This window comes from Peterkaempfera bronchialis, from assembly GCF_003258605.2.
Taxonomy (GTDB): Bacteria; Actinomycetota; Actinomycetes; order Streptomycetales; family Streptomycetaceae; genus Peterkaempfera; species Peterkaempfera bronchialis.
In genome coordinates this window covers 504,807-526,422 of sequence record NZ_CP031264.1, presented here as the reverse complement: position 1 = coordinate 526,422, position 21,616 = coordinate 504,807, and the positions used below count along the sequence as shown (strand labels likewise).

Sequence of the window (21,616 nt, the reverse complement as noted above, 5' to 3'; positions counted from 1 at the left end):
CACCCGGGCGCGGCGGAGGCCAGCGAGGGGAGTGGCCTGTCAGGACGCCTGCTCAGCCGTAGAGCCGGAGGTCCGCGAGGCTCCACCAGGCTCCGGCGCTGCCGGTGCTGGTCACGCGCAGGTAGCGGGCACGGGTGCCGGGGACCTTGACGGTGGTGAGCTGTCCGGTCCCGGTGCCGCTGCGTACGTCGTGCCAGGTGGTGCCGTCGAGGCTGGTGGAGAGCTTCCAGCCACGGGCGTAGTCGCCGAGGTTGTCGCCGCTGTCCAGGGCGACCTCGTCGAAGCGGGTGGTGCGGCCGAGGTCGACCTGGAGGTACTGGCCGGGTGCCTGCGCCTGGCCGCTGGACCACCGGGTGGAGGCGTCGGCGTCGACGGCCAGGGCGGCGGAGCCGTCGCCGGCGGGCTGGGCGGTGGCCTTCGCGCCGGTGAGCGGCACCTCGTGCGTGGAGGTCCGCAACGCCGTGGACCTGGGCCAGGTGAAGGTGGCCAGGGCCCCTCCGGGCAGGGTGTACTCGAAGGTCTGCTCGCCGACGGCGACCGCGAAGGAGCGGGGGTCGTCGTTCTCGTTGTGGACGATGAGGGCGGTGGAGCCGTCGGGGTTGCGGAAGGCCACGTCGGTGAGCTGGCCGTTCCAGCCGGTGGTACCGAAGTTGGTGCTGGCGATCCGTACGGCGCCGGGCTTCACGAACTTCGACAGGTGCCCGATGGTGAAGTACTCGGCGTCGGCGGAGACCGTGCCGTCGCCCCGCACGGTGAGTAGGCCGGTGCAGGTGTCGCAGCCGCCCAGGTGGGGGCCGTCGTCGGCGTCGAGGGCGATGTTCCAGTTGACGACGGACTTGGCCCAGTTGCGGGTGGCGCCGACGGCCAGGGTGCGGGCGTGCCAGGTCAGCGTGCCACGGAAGATCTGCTCGGGGGTGTCTCCGGGGGCATGGGAGCCGGAGCATTCGGTGAACCAGATGCCCTTCTCCGGGTGGGCGTCGTGCAGCGCGCTCTGGGCACTCGGGTCGCCCGCGTAGCAGTGGTAGGCGGTGCCGGCGACCCACTTCGCGGCGTCGCTGTCGAGGATCTCGTACGGGTAGTCGGTCTGCGGGTCCTCGCCGGGCGGGGTGGTGCCCACGTCGCCGGGGTGGGTGACCCAGTTGTGGTCGTAGCCGAGGATCCTGGTGTGCAGGCCGGCCCTGCGCAGCAGCGGGCCGAGGATCTTGATGACGGCGGCTTCCTGCTCCACCGGCAGGTCGGCGCTGGGGTAGCCGTTGACGTTGCGGTTCTGCGGCTCGTTCTGCACCGACAGGTAGTCGACGGGGACGCCGGCCGCTGCGTACGCCTGGAGGAACTTCACCAGGTAGCGGGCGTAGGCGTCGTAGATCTTCGGGTCGTCCTTGAGACGGCCGCTGAACAGGGAGTCGGTGGTCTTCATCCAGGCCGGCGGGCTCCACGGGGTCGCCATCACGGTGAGCTTCGGGTTGAGGCGCTTGGCCTGGCGCAGCAGCGGGAGGATCTGCTGCTGGTCGTGGGCGATGGAGAAGTGGGCGAGCGGGAGGTCGGTCTTGCCTGCGGGGACGTCGTCGAGGCTGTAGTGCTGCTGCGCGGCGGTGAAGTCGGAGGAGCCGATGGGCTGGCGCAGGAAGCTGACGCCGATGCCCTGTCCGGGGTCGAAGAGCCGGCGCATGGCGTCGTCGCGGGTCCGGGCAGGGAGGCCGGAGAGGACTGCGGCGGCGGAGTCGGTGAGCGCGGCGCCGAAGCCGTCCATGCTCTGGAAGGTGCGGGTGGGGTCGATCGTGATGGTGGTCCGGGTGGAGGCGCCGCGCTGGAAGGCGACCGGGTCGCGCTGGTGCAGCATCTCGGTGCGGTCGGGTGTGGTGACCCATACGTCGGCGCGGACGGCGGTGCGGACGGCGGCGCGGTCGGCGGTGCGGGCGGGACCCTGGTGGGGTATCGCATCGGCGGCCTGGACGCCGGTGCCGCAGGCCAGGCTCAGGGCGACGGCGGAGGCTGTCGCCGTGCCGAGGGCACGTCTTCTCATCGCTTCCTCGAAAATAGGATGCCGGGTGGGGCGGCCGTGGTCGGCGGCCGGGCCGAGAAGCGGAGCTGGGACAAGGCCCCGTGAAAAAGAATGTAACAAGAGTGCGTGGTTTTCTCGGTGGGTCATAGGAAACGGCTCGGTTGCCGTAGTGTCAAGCGTTCGAACGCTGAAGCGGCGCGGAAGTTGCCCGGCGGCGACACTCTCCCTATGAAACAAAAGGATGAAACAAATGGGTAGGCCGAGGTCGTCGAAGGTGACGGTCAGGGACATCGCCACCGCAGCGGGGGTCTCGATCGCCACTGTCTCGCGGGTGATCAACGGCCAGGTGGCCGTGACTGCGGAGACCCGCGAGGCGGTCGAGGGCGCGATGGCACGCCTCGGCGCCCCGCAGGCACGTGGGCGCAGCTCCGGCAGGCCGGGGCGCGATGTGTTCGTACGCTGCCCCTACCTGCTCACCGACTACTTCGGCATCATCGTCTCCGCCGTGGCCGAGACCCTGGAGCTGCACGGGCGGCAGGTGATCCTCAACGCCGGGGACGCCGTGCGGGACTCCGAGGTGCTCGCCGGGCTGCCGGACCGGGCGCAGCTCGGAGGGGCGATCCTGATCCTGCCGCCCGAGCCGGCCCGCGACCTTGAGGCCCTTCGCCGCCGGGACTTCCCGTTTGTGGTGATCGACCCCCGCACGCCGCTGCCTCGCGACATCGCCGCCGTGTCCGCCGCGCACTTCTCCGGCGCCCGCAGCGTCACGGCGCACCTGGTGAGCCTGGGGCACCGGCGTATCGGGGTGATCGGCGGCCCCGAGGACTGGCTCGCCAGCCAGGCACGCCTGGCCGGGCACGCCTCCGCGCTCTCCGAGGTGGGCGTACTGCCCTCCCCGGAGCTGTACAGCAGCATCGAGCCGACCTCCGGCTGGGGCCACAGCTCCGCAGCCCAGCTCCTCGACCTGCCCGACCGGCCCACCGCCCTCGTGACGTTCAACGACAAGGCCGCCGTCGGCGTCCTGCGCGCCGCCTACGAGCGGGGGCTGCGAGTGCCCGAGGACCTGTCGATCGCCGGCTTCGACGACGTCTACCTCAGCAGCAGCACCGTCCCGATGCTCACCACCGTCCGCCAGCCCCTCGGGGAACTCGGAAGGATGGCCGTCAGCCTCCTGATGCGCCTGATGGAGGGCCATGCGGTCGAGACCCTGCACGTCGAACTCGCCACCGAGCTGATCGCTCGCGGCTCAACGGGTCCCGTGCCGACAACCTGACGCTGATCGGCACCCACAGGGGCCGACGGCGAGGAACGTGGTGATCACTCATGGCGTGAAGATCGCAACAGAATGCGAAGTCTGCGGCGGTGTGCTGATACACGACACCGGCCGGTTCATCGACGGTGGAGTGGAATCACCCCCGCCAGCGGGCGAAGGCCCGCCTGGCGCCGAGCGTGTCGGGGTGGTTCGATCCCAGCGCGGCCGTCTGGTCGGCCAGGAGTGCGGACAGCAGCATCACTGCCCGCCCGGGGTCTCCCGCTTCGCCGGTCAGGTTGGCCAGGCTGAACCGGGTAGCGAAGGTGTGCGGGTGGGTCGGTCCCAGGACCCGCTTCCGATCGGGCAGCAGCGCGGCGAACTCCTCGGCGGCACCGGCCGGCCGAGCAGGTCGCGGGACCGCACTGCGAGGTGCAGGAAGTCCGCCCGCGCGGCCGACCGCGTCATCGTCCTGGACCACGGCCGACTCCTGGAAGAAGGCACCCACGACGCCTTCCTCCACCAGGACGGCGAGTACGCCGCGATGCGGAGGACCCAAGCCCGCACCTCCAGCGAACAACCCCGACCCTGACCCTGCCCCGGTCCGGGAGACGTGCCCAGACGTGCCCAGGCGGCCCTCGGAGTCAGGCTGTGGTTCGCGGTGCGGAGGGCCGCGACAGCAGGGGGCGGGGCACTTTTTGGTAAGTCGGCCGTCAAATGGACACGCCCAGGAACCCCGGCCGACGCACGGCCGGGGTTCCTGGGTGCGGTGCGTGGTGGTCAGCAGGTGGTGTTGCCGCGTAGTGGACCGCCCCTTCACGCGCTGGCAGACGGTGCCGGATCGCGGTCACCGCGGATCAGGCAGGTCAGTGCTGAAGGGTGAGGACGCCCGGCCGCCACGGCAGTTGGTCGTAGCTGCCGCCAGCGGTGGGGGACTTGCCCTGGTAGAGGAGCTGGAGGTTGCAGGGGTCGATGGTCATGGTCTGGTCGGGGTTGTCGCGGACCAGGTCACCATGGCTGATGTCGTTGGTCCAGGTGGCACCGCTGTTGGCCTTGCCTGCGAAGGGGCTGCTTTCGCTGGTGGCCTGCGGGGTCCACGAACCGCTCAGGCTGGAGGCCGTGTACGAGCGGAAGTAGCGCCCGTTCGCACCGATCGCCTCAACGATCATGAGGTACTGGTTCTGGCCTTGAACCTTGTAGACCTGCACCGCTTCGAACAGGTTGTTCTGCGAGTCGCTCATGACCGTCGTGTACGACGAGCCGAAGCTGCCCGGGAAGTTCCCGATCGGCATGCTCGCCCGGTAGATCTTGCCGTTGTCACCGGCGAAGAACAGGTACATGTTCTGGCCGTCGGCGATCAGGGTCTGGTCGATCGGGCCGGTGCTGGAGCCGGAGATGCTGCCGGTGAACAGCGGCTGCGGCGAGGACCAGCCGTTGGGGTTGGTGGGGTCGCTGGACGTGCGGTAGATGAAGGGCCACGAACCCCACTGGTAGGCCAGCACCCAGATGTTCTTGGGCGCGAAGTAGAACAGCGTGGGTGCCACCGTGGCCTGGCTCATCCCCGTCTGGCCGGTCGAGGCCATGTCCGACCAGTTCGTGAAGGGAGTGAACGCCATCGAGCCATAGGTCGATCCCGACACGTTCGACGCGTAGACCAAGTGCTTGCCGTTGTACATGACGTTGGTGAAGTCCTTCAGCGCGACCCACCCGTTCTTCGGCTCCGCCAGCACGCCCGTCGACGTCCACCGGTACGTCGACGGAAGAGAACACGTGCCGCCCGTACCGCCGGTACCGCCGCCGGTGGTCCCGGTGGTGGTGCCCGCCGTCGTCCCTCCGGTCGTGGTGGAGGCATCGCCGCTGAAGGTCCACTTCTGGTTGCTGCCTGATGTGCAGGAGTACAGCTGAAGCTTTGTGCCGTTGGCCGTGCCTGCGGAGATGGCGTCCAGGCACAGTCCGGACTGGACGCCGACGATGCTTCCGTCGGCGTTGATGCGCCACTTCTGGTTGTCGCCGCCCCAGCAGCCGTAGGTCTGCACCTTGGCGCCGCTGGCGCTGCCTGCCGCGTCAAGGCACTTGCTGCCCAGGACCTTCAGCTCATTGTCCGCGGTGTACGTCCACTGCTGGTTGCTGTTGCTGTTGCAGTCGTAGAGCTGCACCAGGGTGCCGTCGGCGGTACTGGAGTTGGGCACGTCCAGGCAGCGCCCGGAGCCGACACCCTTGACTGTCCCCGTCCCGGTCCCCGCTACCGCATGCGTCGCAGCCGTCGTCATCCCGACGAACGCGATCGCGGTGCCGACCGCCGTTCCGGCTACCATCGCCACCGCTCTCCTACGGAGGCCTCGTTCTCTGTTGAGCCACGACATGACGAATTGCTCTCCTTTTGTGTGTGGGGCGGAAAGGCACCACCAAGAAGGAAGTGCCGCACTGCATCCGACGCGCTGGAGATGCCGCCCAAGCCAGGGCACTCCGGCGTGAAGGGAGGGCGGCTGCGGCGGAAGTCGCTCGCATACGCCGGGGTCAGCGCGGGAATCGGTCGGCGCGACCGCCTTCCGCCCCAGGCGGTATCCGACGGCGATGGCCGTATGCGCTATCCGCAGTTAGCGCTAACAATCTGCCAGCGGAGCAGGATGGGGAGGGCGCGTCACCTGCCTCCATGCCCAGGCACAGCGGTTCATAGGCCATATCAGGGGCCGAGTGTGCGCCTCCGTGGCTCCGGCGATGCGTCCTCGGCCCGCACGCCCGGGCTCGTAGAGGAACCGGGATCGCCTCGGTGTGAGCGATAACATCTTTGGCGCTTCCCATCCCGTGAGTGATATGACCGACGGCGGGCAGGGGGAACCGATACCTTCGCGTTGCCTCACAGAGCCAGGAATGATCGACTCTCAGCCCCAGCGCGATCGGCGGAACAGCGACTCAATCGGTACCGAAAGTTTCGTCATTGTGGCGAAGGTTTCGGAAAACCATAGGACGGCCACCCGGGCGCGTCAATACATCCCACAGGGACGGGAGTTCGGCGCGGGGCAGGACCTGCAGTGCGCAGAAGCCGTGATGATGGCTGCCGCCGGCGGAGGGCGTGGCAGAGTCCTCGAAACTCAGAGCTTAAGAAGCCACGCAGATAGGTGGCTGGTCCAGGCACGGCAGATCAGGCTATGGACGGTGATGATCGTGTCGCCGAAGCCTTCTACGGCAGAGGGCTGCCGGGTGGCGGGCAGGTGCTGCCGTCGCGTCAGCATCGCTCGGCAGACGTCCATCCCTGCCGGTGGAGTCGTTCGAAGCCGTCCAGCAGGAGGTCCAGGGCGAACTCGAACTCGAACTGGTCGTCACAGCCCTGGCCCACGACCGATCCGCTGTCGTGTTGCCGAGCCAACACGATCTCGACGATATGGGGGTACCGGGTTGCCATCTCACCGAGCATGGCCGCTGGCGCCTGCGGGTGGGCGTCGGCCGGAGCCGGTACCGGCGGGGCGGGGAACAGTTCCTGGGTGAACCCCCATACGCGGCCGCCCAGGGCGTGCATCGCATGGTGGGTGAGGTCGGCGGACAGGCCGCCGGCCCGGAACACGCCGATGATCGAGTTCAGGTAGTCGAGTACACCGGGGGTGGGGCTGGTCCGGGACTCGATGACGCGCGAGGCCCAGGGGTGGCGCAGGAGCACTCGTCGTGCCGAGAGGATGCGGTGGCGGATCGCGCTCTTCCAGTCCGCGTCGCCAACCGGAGGTCCGATCTCGCCGACGATGACGTCCACCATGCCGTCGAGGAGCTGCTCCTTGTTGGCCACGTGCTTGTAGAGCGCCATCGGCACGACGCTCAGCTCGTGCGCCAGGCTGCGCATGCTGAACCCCTCGTTGCCGGAGCGGTCGGCGAGCGCGACGGCCGCACGCAGCACGCGGTCCCGGTTGAGGGGCGTCCGGCGCGCCGGTCCTGACTGTCGGGTCACCTGCTGACCGCCTCCCTTCGATCGGTCGTGGCCGATCCGTTCTTGACGGGTGTACGCAGTACACAATACCGTCACGACCAAAGGCGTACGGCGTACACCTGAGCGGCTCGACCCATCAACCAAGGAGTCCTGGTGGCCTCACCGAGAAAGCTCGCGACAGTCGCGGGCGTGTGCTACCTCATCACCCACGTCACCTCGATCGGCGGACTCATCCTGTACAGCCCGGTGCTGCACAACGCCGACTACATCGCCGGCCGCGGAGCGGACACCAGGGTGCTCCTGGGCGCCCTATTCGAGGTGGTCCTCGCCATCGCGATCATCGGCACCGCGTTCACGCTGTTCCCCGTCGCGCGGCGGCACAGTGAAGGCCTCGCCGTCGGTTACGTCGGCCTTCGCACCCTGGAAGCCGCCGTCATCACCGTCGGCATCGTCAGCCTTCTCGCGGTCGTGACGCTGCGCCAGCATCCTCCGCAGGGGGCGGATCAGGGCTCACTCCTCGCCATGGGCGGAGCGCTGGTCGCAGTCCACGACTGGACGTTCCTGCTCGGGCCCAACTTCGTCTGCGGAGCCAACACGACTGTGGCGGCGTACCTGATGTACCGCTCGCAACTCGTGCCGCGCTTTATCGCTGTGCTGGGGCTGGTCGGCGGCCCGCTGATCTTCGCTTCCGCGATCGCCGAGCTGTTCGGCCTCTACCAGCAGGTCTCCGGGGCGGGGGCGCTCACCGCGATCCCGGTGTTCGCCTGGGAGCTGACCTTGGCCATCTGGCTCATCAGCAGGGGATTCAAGACGTCTGCCGGCGCGATCGACGTCACCGCCACCGCCGCCTCGCTGGCAGGCAGTGAGCGCCGCTGACGGCACGACCCGAAGCCAAGGCTCCCGCCAACCCGGCCCCGTGCGTCGACCGGGCGCCTCCCCTGACGGCATGACGCCGGCCTGCGCAGACTGGCGGCGCGCGCGGCCCGGTTGGCAGATGGGGAGCCGCAGGTCCCGTGACCAAGGGTGTACTCGCGCACCGCGCTGCCGAGTTCCCGGCCGTCCTCAACGGCGACGACCGGGGCCCGGCCGGACAGGGTCCCGAAGTCGACACCAACGGTGACGGCGGGTGGATCGGCCGTCATCCGGGTCTCCTGTTAGCGATGAGAAGTCGCGGCCGACCGCCGGGACATTCAGGACCGGGTGTCAGGAAGGTGTGCTGCTGCTGCGGACGATCAGCCGTGGCTCGATCACGACCCGCTCGTCGCTACTGTCGGGGCCGGCACCCACCCTGCTCACCAGCAGACGGATACTGGCCTGGCCGACGGCGGCGAAGTCCTGCCGAACCGTGGTCAGCGGGGGAGCGAAGAACTCCGCCTCCGGAATGTCGTCGAACCCCGCGATGGCCACTTGACCCGGCACGGAGAGACCGGCCTCCCGGAATGCCCGCATGACGCCCAGGGCCATCTGATCGTTCGCCACGAACACTGCGGAGACGTGCGGGTTACCGTGGCGGGACATCCGCGCGGAGACCCGGCCCGCCAGCTCCTGGCCGGCCCGGTAACCCGACAGCGGAGTCCAGTCACCCACCAGTGGGGGAGGGACCTCGGCGCCCGCCTCTTCCAGAGTGGCACGCCAGCCGGCGACACGGGCCTCGGCCTCCAGCCAGTCGGGCGGCCCGGCCACGTGCCACACCGTACGGTGTCCGCCGGACAGCAGATGGCCCGTCACCAGGCACGCGCCCAGTTCCTGATCCACCGACACCCCCGGGATGGGGAACGCATGACCGCCCTCCACAGTCACGACCGGGAAGGGAAGCCGCAGTTCCGCCAGCGCGGCGACCGCTGCCCGGTGAGGGACGATCACCACGATCCCCTCCACCCCCCAGTCGCTGAGGTGGTCGATGGCATCTTCCAGTGCCTTGGCCGTGTACCGGCGCAAGGTCACGGCGGAGACCATGTAACCCTCGTCGCGAGCCGCCTCTTCCAGCCCGAACAGTGTGCTCGCCGGTCCGAACAGCGTCGGATTGCATGCCACCACCCCCAGGGTGAGGGTGCGCCGCGTCACCAGCGCCCTCGCCGAGGAATTGCGCCGGTAGCCCAGTTCTTCGATCGCCCGTTGCACTTCGGCCCTGGTGGAATCGCGTACGTTGGGGTGACTGCTGAGCACCCGCGACACGGTCTGGTGCGACACTCCCGCCCGCTGGGCGACGTCGGCCATGGTGGGGGCCCGGCGCGGTCCGGCGGCCTGCGGGGGCTGCGTCATGGCTCTCCGTTCCCTGATTCAGTCATTGTTTGCGTTCACAGATATCTCGGTCAAGGTGCTTCAGCGCGCTCCGCCTTCCGAGCAGCGTCGTGGACGGGCACTGTCGCCTCTGGGATCGCATCTGGAACCGGCGAATCCGCAACACCGTTCCGACGTACCGGCCGGCGACCTCGGGGTCGGTGGCACTGGCCATGCCGGGGGTTGCTCCTGCCGTGCCAACACAGACCAACCCGATATACCGGGCGTCTCAGCCGAGACTGCCAGAGGGTGTCCCGCTACGCGTACAGGTCTCCGCGTCGACCGCCGCACCGAAAAAGCCACCATTGGCACCTTGATCCGATCAGCCCGTACCCTCACGGCCTTGGCCTTTAGGCTTCTGTGTGTCAGGGGGTGACCGGGGTGGCTGTGGAGTTCGGCTTGCTCGGCAGCATCGAGGCGTGTATCGGCGTCGAGCCGATCGACGTGGGACACATGCGGCAGCGGTCTGTGCTGGCGGTGCTGCTGGTCGATGCGAACCGGATGGTGTCCGTCGATCAGTTGGTCGACCGGGTGTGGGGAGAACATCCTCCGCAGCGAGCCCAGGCGACGTTGTACAGCTACATATCCCGCCTACGGCAGGCGCTCGCTCCTGGCGCGGGGGAAGTCGGCATCGACCGGCGGTCCGGCGGCTACTCCCTCGTGGTCGAGTCCTCTGCCGTGGACCTGCACTGCTTCCGCGAATTGCTCGCCCGGGCCCGCAGAGCCGAGGACGACTGCCGTGGCGCAGCGCTGTTCGAGCAGGCACTTGGGCTGTGGCGTGGGAATGCCTTCTCCGCACTGGACACGCCGTGGTTCAACGCGATGCGGGAGTCCCTGCATCGAGAGCGGCTCACCGCTGAGCTGGACCTGGGTGACGTGCAGTTGCGGCTCGGACGACACGCCGGGCTGCTGGTCGGGCTGTCCACCCGGGTGGAGGCGTATCCGCTGGACGAGCGGCTGGCCGGCCAGCTCATGCTGGCGCTGTACCGCAGCGGACGAGCCGCCGATGCTCTGGCCCACTACCAGAGCGTCCGGCGGCGACTAGCGGAGGAGCTGGGCACCGACCCCGGTCCCGAACTGCGGCAGCTGCACCAGCAGATCCTCATGGCCGACCCGGCTCTCATCACACCCGCACCCCGATCCGTAACCACCGCCGAACCGGTACGCGCCCCACGGCAGCTCCCCGCACCGCCGCCGATGTTCACCGGACGGGACGCGGAGACGGACGTCCTCTGTAAGGCACTCAACCCCGACGGGGCGCGGTATGTCCGGGTCGCCGCTGTGGACGGAGTCGCCGGGGTGGGGAAGTCGGCGCTGGCGATCCATGTGAGCCACCGGGTGGCTGAGCGGTACCCCGACGGGCAGCTCTACATCAACCTGCAGGGTGCGGCGGCAGCCGGGGCAGTGCCGCTGACACCGCATGAGGTCCTTGTGCGATGGCTGCCGCAGTTCGGCGTGCCGGGTTCCGAGGTGCCCGTGGAGACGGGGGCGGCGAGCGCACGGTGGCGCTCCCTCCTGGCCGGACGGCGCCTGTTACTGGTGCTCGACGACGCCTCCTCGGCGGAGCAGGTCCGTCCGCTGCTTCCGGCGGAGCATGGGTGTGCGGTCGTGGTGACCAGCCGGAGTGTGCTGTCGACTCTGGACGGAGCGGAGTTCGTGCACCTGGAGCCACCGTCCGAGCCGGAGGCGGTGGCGTTGCTCGGGAGGCTGGCGGGCGAGGAGCGGCTGGCCTGCGATCCAGCAGCTGCCAGGGCCGTCGTGGGCTACTGTGAGCGCCTTCCGCTGCTGGTACGCATCGTGGCCGCGCGACTGGCCTCCCGTCCCGGATGGTCGGTCCGCGCGATCGCTGACCGGCTGGCCCAAGAGCACCAGCGTCTGAACGAGTTGCAGGTCGGCGAGTTGAGTGTGCGGGCGAGTCTCGCGGTGAGCCTACGTGAGGCGGGTGACGAGGGAACACGGGTCTTCGCGCTGCTCGCGGTGGTCGATGCGACGGAAATCGACCTGCCGCTGGCAGCCTCGCTCGCGGGCCTGTCCTCGACTGACGCCGAGGAAGTCCTGGAGCAGCTCGTCGACGCCCGCCTCGTCGACTCACCGGAGCCCGGCTACTACCGGATGCATGACGTGGTCCGGCTCTACGCCCGCGAGCAGGCAAGTCTCCATGTCGCCGCCACAGAGCGAGAAGCCGTCCGACGTCGCGTGGTGGATCACTACCTGAGCCTCGCAGGACAAGCCAGCCGCCTGCTGGACCCGGAGGAGTGGGCCGCTGTCGGGGCGGCTTCGCCGATCGTCCATCCGGCGGGATTCACGCTTGCTGACCGCCCAACGGCGTGTGCCTGGATCGACTTCGCAGCCCCGCATCTGCCGGTGTTCATGGCAGGGTTGGCCAACCGTCCTGAGCTTGCTGCCGATATCGCCCGGTGTGCGCTGGATGCCTATCCCGCGCTGGTGATCCGTGATCGCTGGTCGGAGCTGATCCGGCTGAGCACCGTCGGCGTCCAGGCGGCGCGCAGCAGTGTCCAGCCGGTACTGGAGGCACGGGCCCGCAATGTCCTCGGTCTGGCCTACGGCCAGACCGGCCAGTTTGCCGAGAGTCTCGCCGAGTTCGGGCATGCGCTAGGGCTGTGGGAGGAGCTCGGTGAGCGCCAGCAGATGGCCAGGGCTTCCAACAACCTAGGAGTCCTCGCGCGGCTACGCGACGACCTGCCCGAGGCGGTGCGCTGCCATGAGCGCAGCATTCTGCTGTTCCAGGAGGCCGGGGACTCCAACGGCCAGGCACGGGCGCTCACCAACCTGGGCGTCGTCCATCAGCGTCTCGGCGACCACGACCGGGCGATCACCGCACACGCGAGGGCGGCCGAGGCTTTCCGGGCGCTGGGCGACCAGTATCGTCTCGGGCTCGTCCTGGGCGACCTTGCTGAGGCCGTCCGGCTCGCCGGCCGCCTCCGCGAGTCTCTTGGCCGCTACCAGGACAGCCTGCGCATCATCCGTGAGGTCGGCAATCGCTCCGGAGAGGCCCAGCAACTCTGGGGGCTGGCACAGGCGCTGTACGACCTCGGCGAATCCGATGCCGCTCGCACCCACTGGCACGCTGCCCTGGCCATCATCCGGGACTGCGGTGACCTCACCGACGACGAAGTGCAGAGGATCCTCGCCCAGCCCATCCCGGAACCACCAGCAGCCCTCCGCAGGCACCACTGACCAAGACCACCACGACCATCCGAGGTCTCACGCCCCTGGCGGCACGCCATATCCATGTAGGTCACGGTGCGGTCGACCATGTCGACCATGTCGACCGAGGCTTGACGCAAGCGGGCCGCGCCAATAAGTTTGGTGGATTAACAAATAGGGGAGGCGGCATGACTCAGCGCGAACTCGGACGTGCCGATGAGAGGATGGAGGCCCTGCTCGCGGCCGATGAAGACTTGCAGCGCCTGGTCGCTGGCGACTGGATCCGCTACCGCACGTCCCCGGCGCTCCAGGAGCTCTCATGGGAAGCGCACTCGACGTGCGCGAAGATCAACCAGGTCTTCTACGACGACCCCGCCGAAGCGCGGCGGCTGTTCCGCGAGCTCGTCCCCGGCGCAGGCGAAGGCATCGACTTCCGGCCGCCTATCAGCATCGACTACGGGATGCGCCTCGTCATCGGTGACCGGACGTTCATCAACGCGGACTTCCTCATCATCGGTGGCGGGCAGGTCACGATCGGCGCAGACTGCCTCATCGGACCGCGCTGCGGCATCTACACGCCCAACCACGCACAGGACATCACGCGTCGGCTCGACGGGTGGGAGCTCCCGGAACCGGTCGTGATCGGAGACAACGTGTGGCTCGGGGGATCGGTCACCATTACCCCCGGCGTGACGATCGGCGACAACAGCATCGTCGGTGCCGGTTCGGTCGTCACGAAGGACATTCCCTCCGGCGTCGTCGCCGTGGGCAATCCGTGTCGGCCCATCAGACCCGTCGAGGTCTAGTGTCCTGAGTCTCGGAAGGGTGCGTATCCTCCGAGGGAGCAAATGATGCTGGAGGGTTGCGGCAACCGCGCACTGTTGGAGACCTTCGACCGGTTGTGGACCGCGAGCGAGCTGGCCCGCCGTTGGTCGGCGCACCGTAGCCCCGACCGGGACGGCACCAAGGAACACCGCAGGCTGGAGGAGGCCGCAGCTGCGGTCCTGGTTCAGCACCTCACCCTGACCGCGGCTGCTCTGACCGACGATTCAGGCCAGGCCACCTGATCGCCGAGGCGGGCCCAGCCGTCGGTCTACCGCCACTTCGAGAAGGGGCGGCACGCCGGGAAGAAGATAGGCGTGACGGACTCCTGATGCCGCGACGGCTCAGGACGTGGCGGATACCAGGCCGATCCGGTAGGCGAGGACGACGACCTGGACGCGGTCGCGCAGGTCGAGTTTGGTCAGGATCCGCGACACATAGGTCTTCACCGTCTCGGGCGTGATGAACATCGCCGCAGCGATCTCCGCGTTCGACAGCCCCTCGGCGATCAATCGGAGCGCCTCCAGTTCGCGGCCGGTCAGCGCGCTCATGACTTCCTCCCTGACCGGCCGGGAGGTGTCCGCCGGGCGCAGCCGTTCGGCGAAGTGGCCGATGAGGTGGCGGGTGACGGCCGGTGTCAGCAGTGCCTCGCCCCGGGCGACCGTCCGGATCCCGGCCACCAGCTCCGCAGGGGGCGAGTCCTTGAGGAGGAAGCCGCTCGCTCCGGCCCGGAACGCGTCGTAGACGTAGGCGTCGACGTTGAAGGTGGTCACGACCAGCACCTTCGGTGGTGCCACGACGCCGGGGCCGGCCAGTCGGCGGGTCGCCTCGATGCCGTCGAGCAGGGGCATCCGGATGTCCATCACGACCACGTCGGGGCGCAGCCGCCGCGCGGCCTCGACTGCGGCGTGCCCGTTCTCGGCCTCCCCGACGACCTCCAGGTCGGGCTGGGAGGAGAAGATGGTGACATAGCCGGTGCGCACCAATGCCTGGTCGTCGCAGACGAGTACGCGGATCGGCGGTGGTGCGTCGCTCACGGGTCACTCCTGCGCGGGCTGGGTGGGGATCACGGCACGGACACGGAACCCGCCGTCGGGCCGGGGTGCTGCCACCAGTTCACCATCGAGCATCCGCACCCGTTCACGCAGCCCGGCCAGTCCTCGTCCGCCATCACGGTCCACCTTTCGGGCGGCGGGTGCGGTCGCTGAGGAAGGGGCGGATCCCTCGGTGGCCACCTCGATCTCGAGGTGGTCGTCGCCGTGCTGGACCAGGACCTGTGTCCGCTGCCCGGCCGCGTGCTTCATCGCGTTGGTGAGCGCCTCCTGCACCACGCGGTACGCGGCCAGTTCCACATCCACGCTCTGCGCCCGCCACTCGCCCCGCTCGGTGAACTCGACAGGCTGGCCCGACATGCGGGCCTGCGCAACCAGGTCCCCCACCTTTCCCAGGGTGGGTGCCCGGTCCGCGGTGGCGGAGGCGGACTGACCGGTCGCCTCCAGTACGCCGAGCAGGTACCGCAGTTCGGTGAGTGCCCGGCGACCGGTGTCGCTGACAGCTGTCAGATTGTCACCGGCGCGTTCCGGCGCGGACGTGAGCAGGAAGTGCGCCGCGTCGGCCTGGACCACCATGGCCGTCACATGGTGGGTCACCACGTCGTGAAGTTCGCGTGCGATGCGTGCGCGCTCGGCGGCCGCGGCCACCCCGGCGGCCAGCCGCCGCCGCTCGGCCTCCTCCGCCCGACGCCTGCGTACGGCACGGCCCACCAGCCAGACCCCGGCCAGAACCAGAAAGAACGCGAGGTAGTCCGGGATCCGCCCCGGTGAGCCGAGGCGGTGCAGGACGACCGCCAGCACGGCGTAGCCCGCGCTCGCCGCGGCGGCGAGCGTGCGACGCAAGGAGGTCTGGTGGGCTCCGGCGGAGTACAGGGCCGCATAGAGTCCGACGCTCCCGAACGTCGCCGAACAGCCCAGGGCCTGATGCACCGCGAAGGAGCAGCCGACGAGGGCGAGGCAGGCCGCGGGCCATCGGGTGCGTACCGCCAGCGGCAGCGTCTGCCCCAGGGTCAGCCCGAGGCCCACCAGGCTTGACGGGTGACCGGACAGGTCGCCGATCTGCGCCCCGACCTGCGAAAGGGTCGGTACAAAGGCGAGCACGGTGAGAACCACTGCCACAACGGCGTCCCAGGTGCCTTGCTGCTGTCCCGCCGGCCAACCCGGCCTCCGCAGCAGCGGTGGTCTCCGAGACCACCTGCGCATCATCACTTCCGTCTCCGTTCCGTTGCGGTCAGCCGGGGTGGTGCCGCGCACAGAGCTCAGCGTGCGACGCGCTGACGGGGCAGCAGACCGCCCTGCCGGTGGGCGAGGACGAACATCGGGACCACCAGCGCCGCACCGATGAGGACGGTAACGATCGATGCCTCCAGACTGAAAGTGCCGCCGGTCAGCAGGCTTGAACCGCTGGCGTGCATGGACAGCAGGCCTTTGGCAGTGTCGCCCGAGACCGGGATGCCGAGCAGCTGCTCGGTGGCGTTCCAGGCGAAGTGCAGACCTGCGGCGAACCAGATGCTGCGCCGCCACAGGAACGCCGCTCCGAGCAGTGTGCCCGCCTCGATGGCGATCGCCAGTGTGCTCCACGCGGTGGCACCGGGGTTGGCCAGGTGCGCGGCGCCGAAGAACAGCGCGGTGATCCCGACAGCGGCACGGCTGCCGAACAGCCGTTCCAGGGCCTGCAAGGCAAGACCGCGGAACATCAGCTCCTCCGTGACCGCCGCGCACGCCGACACGGCGACCGCGGACGCCACGACGCGCCAGAAACCGTTTCCGCCCCAGGAGAACGAGTAGCCTCCGAACGCCGTGACCAACAGGGCGGACACGAGGATGAAGCCCAGGCCGATCCCGCCGCCGAGCAAAGCTTCCCGCATGGCCCCGCGCCGGGCGATCTCCGGCATCGGCCGTCGCGCGACGAAGCGCATGACCGCCCAGTAGACAGCCACCGCAACGGCCGCTCCCAGCACCGGCACCGGTCCGGGGCCGGTCGTGGTCACAGCCGAGACCGCGCCGACGCCGACGATTCCGATCAGCATCCAGCCGAGCGGAGAGCGGCAGATCCGGCCGATGCGGCCGATGCGGCCGACGTTCGGACCGGTGGCATCGCTCGGACCGGAGACGTCCGCAAGCCGGTCGTGGCCGGCCTCGTGGTGCGTGGCGGATGGCATGTGCATCATGGCCTCCCCTTGGTAGTCGGCCGCCCAGGCGGCGACCCGGCAACCACGCTAGGAGCACCGCGGCATCCGCGATTCACCCGCGAGCGGACGGCGCCGGTAGCTCTCACGGGGGATGCGCTCGGCGGTGCGGTGCCCTCCTGGCGGACCCTGCCGCCGGATGCGCATCGACCGATGCAGCCCGACCCGCCTGGCGGGCGTCCCTCGACGTCCTGTGGGCCCTCGTACGCGACCAGCGCACCTTCACCACGGAGCCGCCCCAGCCCGGGGGTGGCGGCCGCCCTCCGGAGCGGTCGACAACGGCGCGAAGTGGCGCTCCCTGCCGGCTGATTTCCCTCCGCCGTGGCGGACCGATGCGCGCCCGCCGCAACTGCCGAGACTACGAACGCCTCCTCGCCCACGCCGAAGCCCACCTGCGGTGGAGCGTCATCACCCTCATGCTCCGCCGCCTCACCCGCACCACCGGAACGACCGCACAACCCGAAATCGCACTCGCGGCATGGGTCTGCGGCTCAGCGCACGACCGGATCGCTGAGCACTGCGGTCAGGACACGCTCGTGGAAGCCCTCGGGCTGGGGGCCGGGCAGTTCGGCCAGGGTGATCAGTGCTTTCCACAGGGCCCAACCGCGGGCGCGGTGCCAGATGTCATCGTCAAGGTCCACGGCCTGACGGAAGGTCTGCCGCTCTTCACCCGTGAAGTAGGTCCAGGCCATGACGAGGTCGCAGGCAGGATCGCCGATACCGCAGGTGCCGAAGTCGATGACCGCCGACAGTCGCCCATCCGTCGTGAGCAGGTTCCCGACCGCCACGTCGCCGTGGAACCACACCGGCGCCGACGGCCACGCCGATGTCAACGCGCGTGCCCAGACCACTCGGCAGGCATCGGCGTCAACCGAGTCGCCGAGCCGGGCCAGAGCATGCTCGACCTCGTCTCCATACACGCTGGGATGGCAGCCCCGGAAGCAGGAGTGCCTGCCGCCGACCGGCCCGCCTTCCGTCGGAGTCTGCCGCAGCGCTACGAGGAAAGCACCCAGGTCACGGGCGAGCCGGACGCGGTCGAGGTCCGTCGCCGCATCCACCGTGTCGCCTGGCAGCCAGCGCCGCACCGACCACGGGAACGGGTAGCCCGCAGCCGTCCGGCCCGTTCCGACAGGTACCGGAACCGGAACCGCCAGGTGCCGGGCGAGGAGAGGCAGGACGTGGTCCTCCTTCTCCACGCCCGCTGCATAACCCTCTGCACTGGGCAAACGGACGCTCAGCTCGTCGCCCAGCCGAAATGTCCGGTTGTCCCAGCCCTGGCGCTGCACAGGCCGCACTGGCAGATCGCTCCACTGCGGGAACTGGGCACGGACCAGAGAGCGGACGAGGTCGGCGGTGATATCGATCACCGATCAAGTATCCACCATTCGCCTCGCATGGCGTTCGGATCGCCGTCACCGTGACACCCAGCCGAACGCCATGTCCGTGAAGTGACTTCCCCGTGGCTCCTGACCTGCATAAACGGTTTGAACTGTCCCCGTCTCTCGCGATGTTCTCGCTGTCTCACGTGACCTTGTTGGATTCGCGGCTCGTCTCAGGTGACATTGTCGCAGTTGGCCGGGGGGAGACTGATTCTCACGCGATGTTGTCGCCAGTTGGGTTCGCCCCAGCTCTGCGCTCGCGGGGGCTCCCTCTACTGGCCGTCGAGTTCAGCGAACGCTTCCGCGAACCCCTTCGCATCCGACTTGTTCGTCGTGTAGGCGCTGGTCCCTCGGCGGAAGACCCGGCAGGTCCACCTCCAGCAACGCGCCCAGGGCAGGTAATCAACCATCGCCGCATTTCAGAGGCACACCCGCGCTTTTCTGCCAGCGGAGAACACCGGCCCGACCGAGCTCGACAATCACTACCGTCCAGTCTCATGACGATTACGACGCGCACGGTCGAGTACCCGGCCGACGGCCTGACGATGATCGGACACCTCGCGCTCCCGGCCGGTGTCGACCGCCGGCCCGCGGTGCTACTCGGACCAGAGGGCATGGGGCTCAGCGACGTCGAGCGCCGCCGGGCCGATGCGCTTGCCGAGCTGGGATACGTAGCGCTGGCCTTCGACCTCCACGGCGGGCGCTATCTGAGCGACCCTGAGGAGATGCTGGCCCGTTGCATGCCGCTGCTCGCCGACCCCGACCGGATGCGGGGCATCGGCCATGCGGCGCTCGACGTGTTGCGCGCCGAACCGCGGACCGACCCCGACCGGATCGCCGCCGTCGGCTACGGCACCGGCGGCGCCGTCGGGCTGGAACTCGGGCGCGATGGCGTCAACCTGCGTGCGATCGGGACAGTCAACGCAACTACCACGGGCCGAGCGGGCGAGGCGGCGCGCATTCGCTGCCCGGTGTGGGCCGGGGTCGGGTCGGAAGACCCGATCATGTCACCCGCGCAACGGGACGCGTTCACCGCCGAGATGCAGGCCGCGGGCGTCGACTGGCGCCTCGCGGTCTACGGCGGCGCCTTGCACGCCTTCCACCACCCGCCGGTCGACCACCCCACGGTCCCCGGCGTCGGCTACCACCCACGACACGCGCAGCGAGCCTGGCGCGACGTCATCGACCTGCTCACCGAGTGCATGCCCGTAACGGAGTGATCGGGTCAGCAACCGTGATTCCGGGCCGCGAACCAGGCCGGTAGACCGCCACCGGCTCCGGTTTGAGGGACATCACCGCAGCTCAGAGAAACGGTGACGAGGTGCTCTGCGAGGGCGTTCCCACTCGGCGGCGGGAACGGCTCCGCCCGATGCCCCCCAGTGCCCTGGCTCGTCCTCTGCCATCACGTTCCTGACCTGGGCAGACCCGGACCGCCGTCTCAGGTGCTGTTCCCTCTCACGGGTGGTTTGAGGCCGCATCGCTGGCGGAGGTGTCTGCTGGCGACTTCGCTTGGATCGATTCCGTGTGATCGATCCGGGGGCTGGGCGACGGATGTCGAAAGGCTGGGGCAGGCTGCGTTCGAGATGGTATACGTCGATGAGGACTGCGTACGCTGCCGCGAGCCGTTGTCGGCCTGCTGGACACTGAGATTCGAGCGGCCGTCGCCGGTGCGTACGGTCGAGTCCTACCAGGGGCAGAAGGACCCGTGACTACTGGGCGGCCACGACGGCCGGGCAGCTGTCCTGCGAGTCGCACCTGGAACGGCACCACGCGATGCTGATGGACTTCGATCCGCAGGTCACGGCTCTGGCTGGCCAGCCTTTGCGGCTGTTCTGGCCCGGCCGGCGGGGCCGTCGCGGGCACGTCCCGGACTTCTTCGCCCGACTCGATGACGGTGGCGGCCTGGTGGTGGATGTCCGTCCGGACGATCGGATCGAGCCGGACGATGCGGAGGCGTTCGCAGCCACCGCACGGGCCTGCGAACTCGCCGGTTGGGCCTTTCGCCGGGTGGGAGCGATCGATCCGGTGCTGTTGGCGAACGTCAAGTGGCCGGCGGCTACCGGCACCCGCGCAACCACCGGGAACCTGCCGCCTCGCACTTGGCGGCGGCCTGCACTGAGCCGGAGGCCCTATTGGCCGGGGGCGAGCAGGTCGGTGACCGACTGGCTGTGCTGCCGGTTCTCTATCATTTGCTCTGGCGCCGAGTTCTGGAAGTTGACCCGGGATCAAGTCCGTTGGGGCCGCGAAGCAAGGTCCAGCGGGTGGTGCCGGCCTGGTGAGACCTCCGCTTGTCCAGGCCACGGACGCCCGGCGGGAACGGCAGGGACATGTGCTCGGCCATCATCTGCGAGAGCGCGTCGAGCTTCCCTTCGCACATGCACGAGATCCTGCCGGATCCACCCAGACGCGATTGCCAGGCTCACCAGCCTGCTCGCGCCCGGCGGCAGCCGACGCTGATGGCCCTTTTCGGCGCGGACCGTTGCGGGCTGCGAGTCAGGTTCAGCGTGGTCGCCGATGCACGACGTCGGCGAGCACCGTGGTCACCAGCCTGTTGACGGTTGCCGTGGTCGGTAGGTTCGGGTCGCGGTCCGCGAACAGCAGATGCCCGCCTCCGACCAGGGAGAGGGTGAGTGAGTCGATGTCGGCGTCGGCCGAGATGCGGCCCATTGCGCGCTCGTCGGCCAGGTAAGCGGAGACCGCGCTCGTGACCTGGGCGAGGATCGCGATGCCATCTCCAGGTCTGGCTTGCCGCAGCCGCGCGCGCAACTCGTCCCGGAAAGTGATGAGCGGGATGATCGCCACCGGAACCGGTCCGAACAGGGTGGTCAGCGCGCGGGTGAGGTTGTCGGCCACGGTGCCGGTGCCGGCGGTCTCGCGCAGCACCTGCGCCTGTGTCTCGAGCTGTGCGGCCCGGTCGAGCACGAGTTCCATGAGGAAAGTCGAAGCCGGTGAAGTGCCGGTGCAGGACGCCTTTGGCGCAGGCTGCCTCGTCAGTGACGGCCCGACTGGTCAGCCCGTTCGGGCCATCCCGCAGCAGCACGCGTTCGGCGGCGTCGAACAGTTGCTGCCGCGCGTCGTGAAGGCGGCCCAGGTGCTGCGTCCGGACGGGCACCTGGCGATATTCGGGCACGTGTTCGAGCCGCCTGTCGAGGTGGCCGAGCCGTTCGCGGCTGCTTACCGTCGGGTGGCGCCCGACTCCCCGTTCAGTAATCAGCCGGCGCGACGTCCGCTGGACATGTACCAAGCGGGGTACGCGAAGGTCGCCGACAAGATCCGCGAGACCGAGCAGTTCAACGACCCGGAACAGTGGCGATTCGACTGGGAGCAGTCCTACACGCGCGACCAATGGCTGGACCTGCTCCCCACTACCGGCAGCCTCACCCGACTTCGTCCCGATCAGCTGGCCGAGATACTGGGCGCGGTCGGCCGTGCTATCGACGCTCTGGGTGGCCGCTTCACGATGCACTACACCACTCTGGCGACCACCGCCGTACGTGCCGGCACCCCTTGATCCGCTGCCGCACGGTCGCGCGGGCCCGCGCACGTTACCCGTCCTCGG

The 21,616-nt window shown here is 69.1% G+C and carries 14 protein-coding genes and 4 pseudogenes; 8 read left to right on the top strand and 10 right to left on the bottom strand.

Annotation, left to right across the window (positions count from 1 at the left end):
* Positions 1-52: 52 nt before the first annotated feature.
* Entirely contained in the window at positions 53-2,023 is a 1,971-nt protein-coding gene (locus C7M71_RS02395) for a discoidin domain-containing protein (protein ID WP_111489292.1), read from the bottom strand.
* A gap of 229 nt (positions 2,024-2,252) precedes the next feature.
* Between C7M71_RS02395 and C7M71_RS02390 the strand changes: the two genes are divergently transcribed.
* Positions 2,253-3,275: a LacI family DNA-binding transcriptional regulator gene (locus C7M71_RS02390; RefSeq protein WP_111489291.1), complete on the top strand. Its 1,023-nt coding sequence runs from the start codon at positions 2,253-2,255 to the stop codon at positions 3,273-3,275.
* 136 nt (positions 3,276-3,411) lie between these two features.
* Here the strand turns inward: C7M71_RS02390 and C7M71_RS02385 are convergent, their stop codons facing one another.
* The 3 genes from C7M71_RS02385 to C7M71_RS02375 form a co-directional block, all read right to left on the bottom strand.
* Complete coding sequence (locus C7M71_RS02385) at positions 3,412-3,810, bottom strand: hypothetical protein (protein WP_162824106.1); 399 nt, start codon at positions 3,808-3,810, stop codon at positions 3,412-3,414.
* 307 nt (positions 3,811-4,117) lie between these two features.
* Entirely contained in the window at positions 4,118-5,614 is a 1,497-nt protein-coding gene (locus tag C7M71_RS02380) for a non-reducing end alpha-L-arabinofuranosidase family hydrolase (RefSeq protein ID WP_407675848.1), read from the bottom strand.
* Positions 5,615-6,477: 863 nt separating this feature from the next.
* Entirely contained in the window at positions 6,478-7,188 is a 711-nt protein-coding gene (locus C7M71_RS02375; RefSeq protein WP_111489288.1) for a TetR/AcrR family transcriptional regulator, read from the bottom strand.
* A gap of 132 nt (positions 7,189-7,320) precedes the next feature.
* On the opposite strand from C7M71_RS02375, the gene C7M71_RS02370 reads away from it, so the two are divergent.
* Positions 7,321-8,043, top strand: a complete 723-nt coding sequence (locus C7M71_RS02370) for a DUF4386 domain-containing protein (RefSeq protein ID WP_111489287.1) — start codon at positions 7,321-7,323, stop codon at positions 8,041-8,043.
* A 327-nt stretch (positions 8,044-8,370) separates the two neighbouring features.
* On the opposite strand, the gene C7M71_RS02365 is transcribed toward C7M71_RS02370, so the two are convergent.
* Entirely contained in the window at positions 8,371-9,429 is a 1,059-nt protein-coding gene (locus C7M71_RS02365; RefSeq protein ID WP_111489286.1) for a LacI family DNA-binding transcriptional regulator, read from the bottom strand.
* A gap of 399 nt (positions 9,430-9,828) precedes the next feature.
* Here C7M71_RS02365 and C7M71_RS02360 point away from each other — a divergent pair, with 399 nt between their 5' ends.
* The 3 genes and pseudogenes from C7M71_RS02360 to C7M71_RS02350 all read left to right on the top strand — a co-directional run.
* Positions 9,829-12,645 carry an AfsR/SARP family transcriptional regulator gene (locus C7M71_RS02360; RefSeq protein WP_111489285.1) on the top strand — a complete coding sequence of 939 codons (2,817 nt, stop codon included), beginning with the start codon at positions 9,829-9,831 and terminating at the stop codon, positions 12,643-12,645.
* Positions 12,646-12,803: 158 nt separating this feature from the next.
* A complete protein-coding gene (locus C7M71_RS02355; protein WP_229758485.1) occupies positions 12,804-13,421 on the top strand; it encodes a sugar O-acetyltransferase in 618 nt (205 codons plus the stop codon).
* A 45-nt stretch (positions 13,422-13,466) separates the two neighbouring features.
* A pseudogene (locus C7M71_RS02350) lies at positions 13,467-13,682 on the top strand (GntR family transcriptional regulator); the annotation flags it as partial.
* A gap of 99 nt (positions 13,683-13,781) precedes the next feature.
* Here C7M71_RS02350 and C7M71_RS02345 read toward each other — a convergent pair.
* From C7M71_RS02345 to C7M71_RS02330, 4 genes are all read right to left on the bottom strand, one after another.
* Entirely contained in the window at positions 13,782-14,474 is a 693-nt protein-coding gene (locus tag C7M71_RS02345) for a response regulator (protein WP_111489284.1), read from the bottom strand.
* 3 nt (positions 14,475-14,477) lie between these two features.
* The gene (locus C7M71_RS02340; protein ID WP_111489283.1) at positions 14,478-15,695 is read right to left on the bottom strand and encodes a sensor histidine kinase; all 1,218 of its coding nucleotides are present in this window, start codon (positions 15,693-15,695) and stop codon (positions 14,478-14,480) included.
* Between the two features lie 53 nt (positions 15,696-15,748).
* Positions 15,749-16,660, bottom strand: a complete 912-nt coding sequence (locus C7M71_RS02335) for a CPBP family intramembrane glutamic endopeptidase (protein ID WP_229758483.1) — start codon at positions 16,658-16,660, stop codon at positions 15,749-15,751.
* Positions 16,661-17,169: 509 nt separating this feature from the next.
* On the bottom strand, positions 17,170-18,045 hold the full coding sequence (locus C7M71_RS02330) for an aminoglycoside phosphotransferase family protein (protein WP_111489282.1): 876 nt from the start codon (positions 18,043-18,045) through the stop codon (positions 17,170-17,172).
* Between the two features lie 509 nt (positions 18,046-18,554).
* On the opposite strand from C7M71_RS02330, the gene C7M71_RS02325 reads away from it, so the two are divergent.
* On the top strand, positions 18,555-19,277 hold the full coding sequence (locus C7M71_RS02325) for a dienelactone hydrolase family protein (protein WP_111489281.1): 723 nt from the start codon (positions 18,555-18,557) through the stop codon (positions 19,275-19,277).
* Positions 19,278-19,788: 511 nt separating this feature from the next.
* A pseudogene (locus C7M71_RS02320) lies at positions 19,789-20,514 on the top strand (TnsA-like heteromeric transposase endonuclease subunit); the annotation flags it as partial.
* Positions 20,515-20,556: 42 nt separating this feature from the next.
* On the opposite strand, the pseudogene C7M71_RS02310 reads toward C7M71_RS02320, so the two are convergent.
* Positions 20,557-21,148 (bottom strand): annotated as a pseudogene (locus C7M71_RS02310) (TetR/AcrR family transcriptional regulator).
* Between C7M71_RS02310 and C7M71_RS02305 the strand changes: the two are divergent.
* Positions 21,134-21,568 (top strand): annotated as a pseudogene (locus C7M71_RS02305) (SAM-dependent methyltransferase); the annotation flags it as partial. The pseudogenes C7M71_RS02310 and C7M71_RS02305 overlap by 15 nt on opposite strands.
* Between the last annotated feature and the right edge of the window lie 48 nt (positions 21,569-21,616).

Excerpts from the sequence above, each read along its gene's own strand:
- C7M71_RS02355 (WP_229758485.1), top strand. The coding sequence starts at position 12,804 with ATGACTCAGCGCGAACTCGGACGTGCCGATGAGAGGATGGAGGCCCTG.
- C7M71_RS02325 (WP_111489281.1), top strand. The coding sequence starts at position 18,555 with ATGACGATTACGACGCGCACGGTCGAGTACCCGGCCGACGGCCTGACG.
- C7M71_RS02365 (WP_111489286.1), bottom strand. The coding sequence starts at position 9,429 with ATGACGCAGCCCCCGCAGGCCGCCGGACCGCGCCGGGCCCCCACCATG.
- C7M71_RS02380 (WP_407675848.1), bottom strand. The coding sequence starts at position 5,614 with ATGTCGTGGCTCAACAGAGAACGAGGCCTCCGTAGGAGAGCGGTGGCG.
- C7M71_RS02390 (WP_111489291.1), top strand. The coding sequence starts at position 2,253 with ATGGGTAGGCCGAGGTCGTCGAAGGTGACGGTCAGGGACATCGCCACC.
- C7M71_RS02340 (WP_111489283.1), bottom strand. The coding sequence starts at position 15,695 with ATGATGCGCAGGTGGTCTCGGAGACCACCGCTGCTGCGGAGGCCGGGT.
- C7M71_RS02335 (WP_229758483.1), bottom strand. The coding sequence starts at position 16,660 with ATGATGCACATGCCATCCGCCACGCACCACGAGGCCGGCCACGACCGG.
- C7M71_RS02395 (WP_111489292.1), bottom strand. The coding sequence starts at position 2,023 with ATGAGAAGACGTGCCCTCGGCACGGCGACAGCCTCCGCCGTCGCCCTG.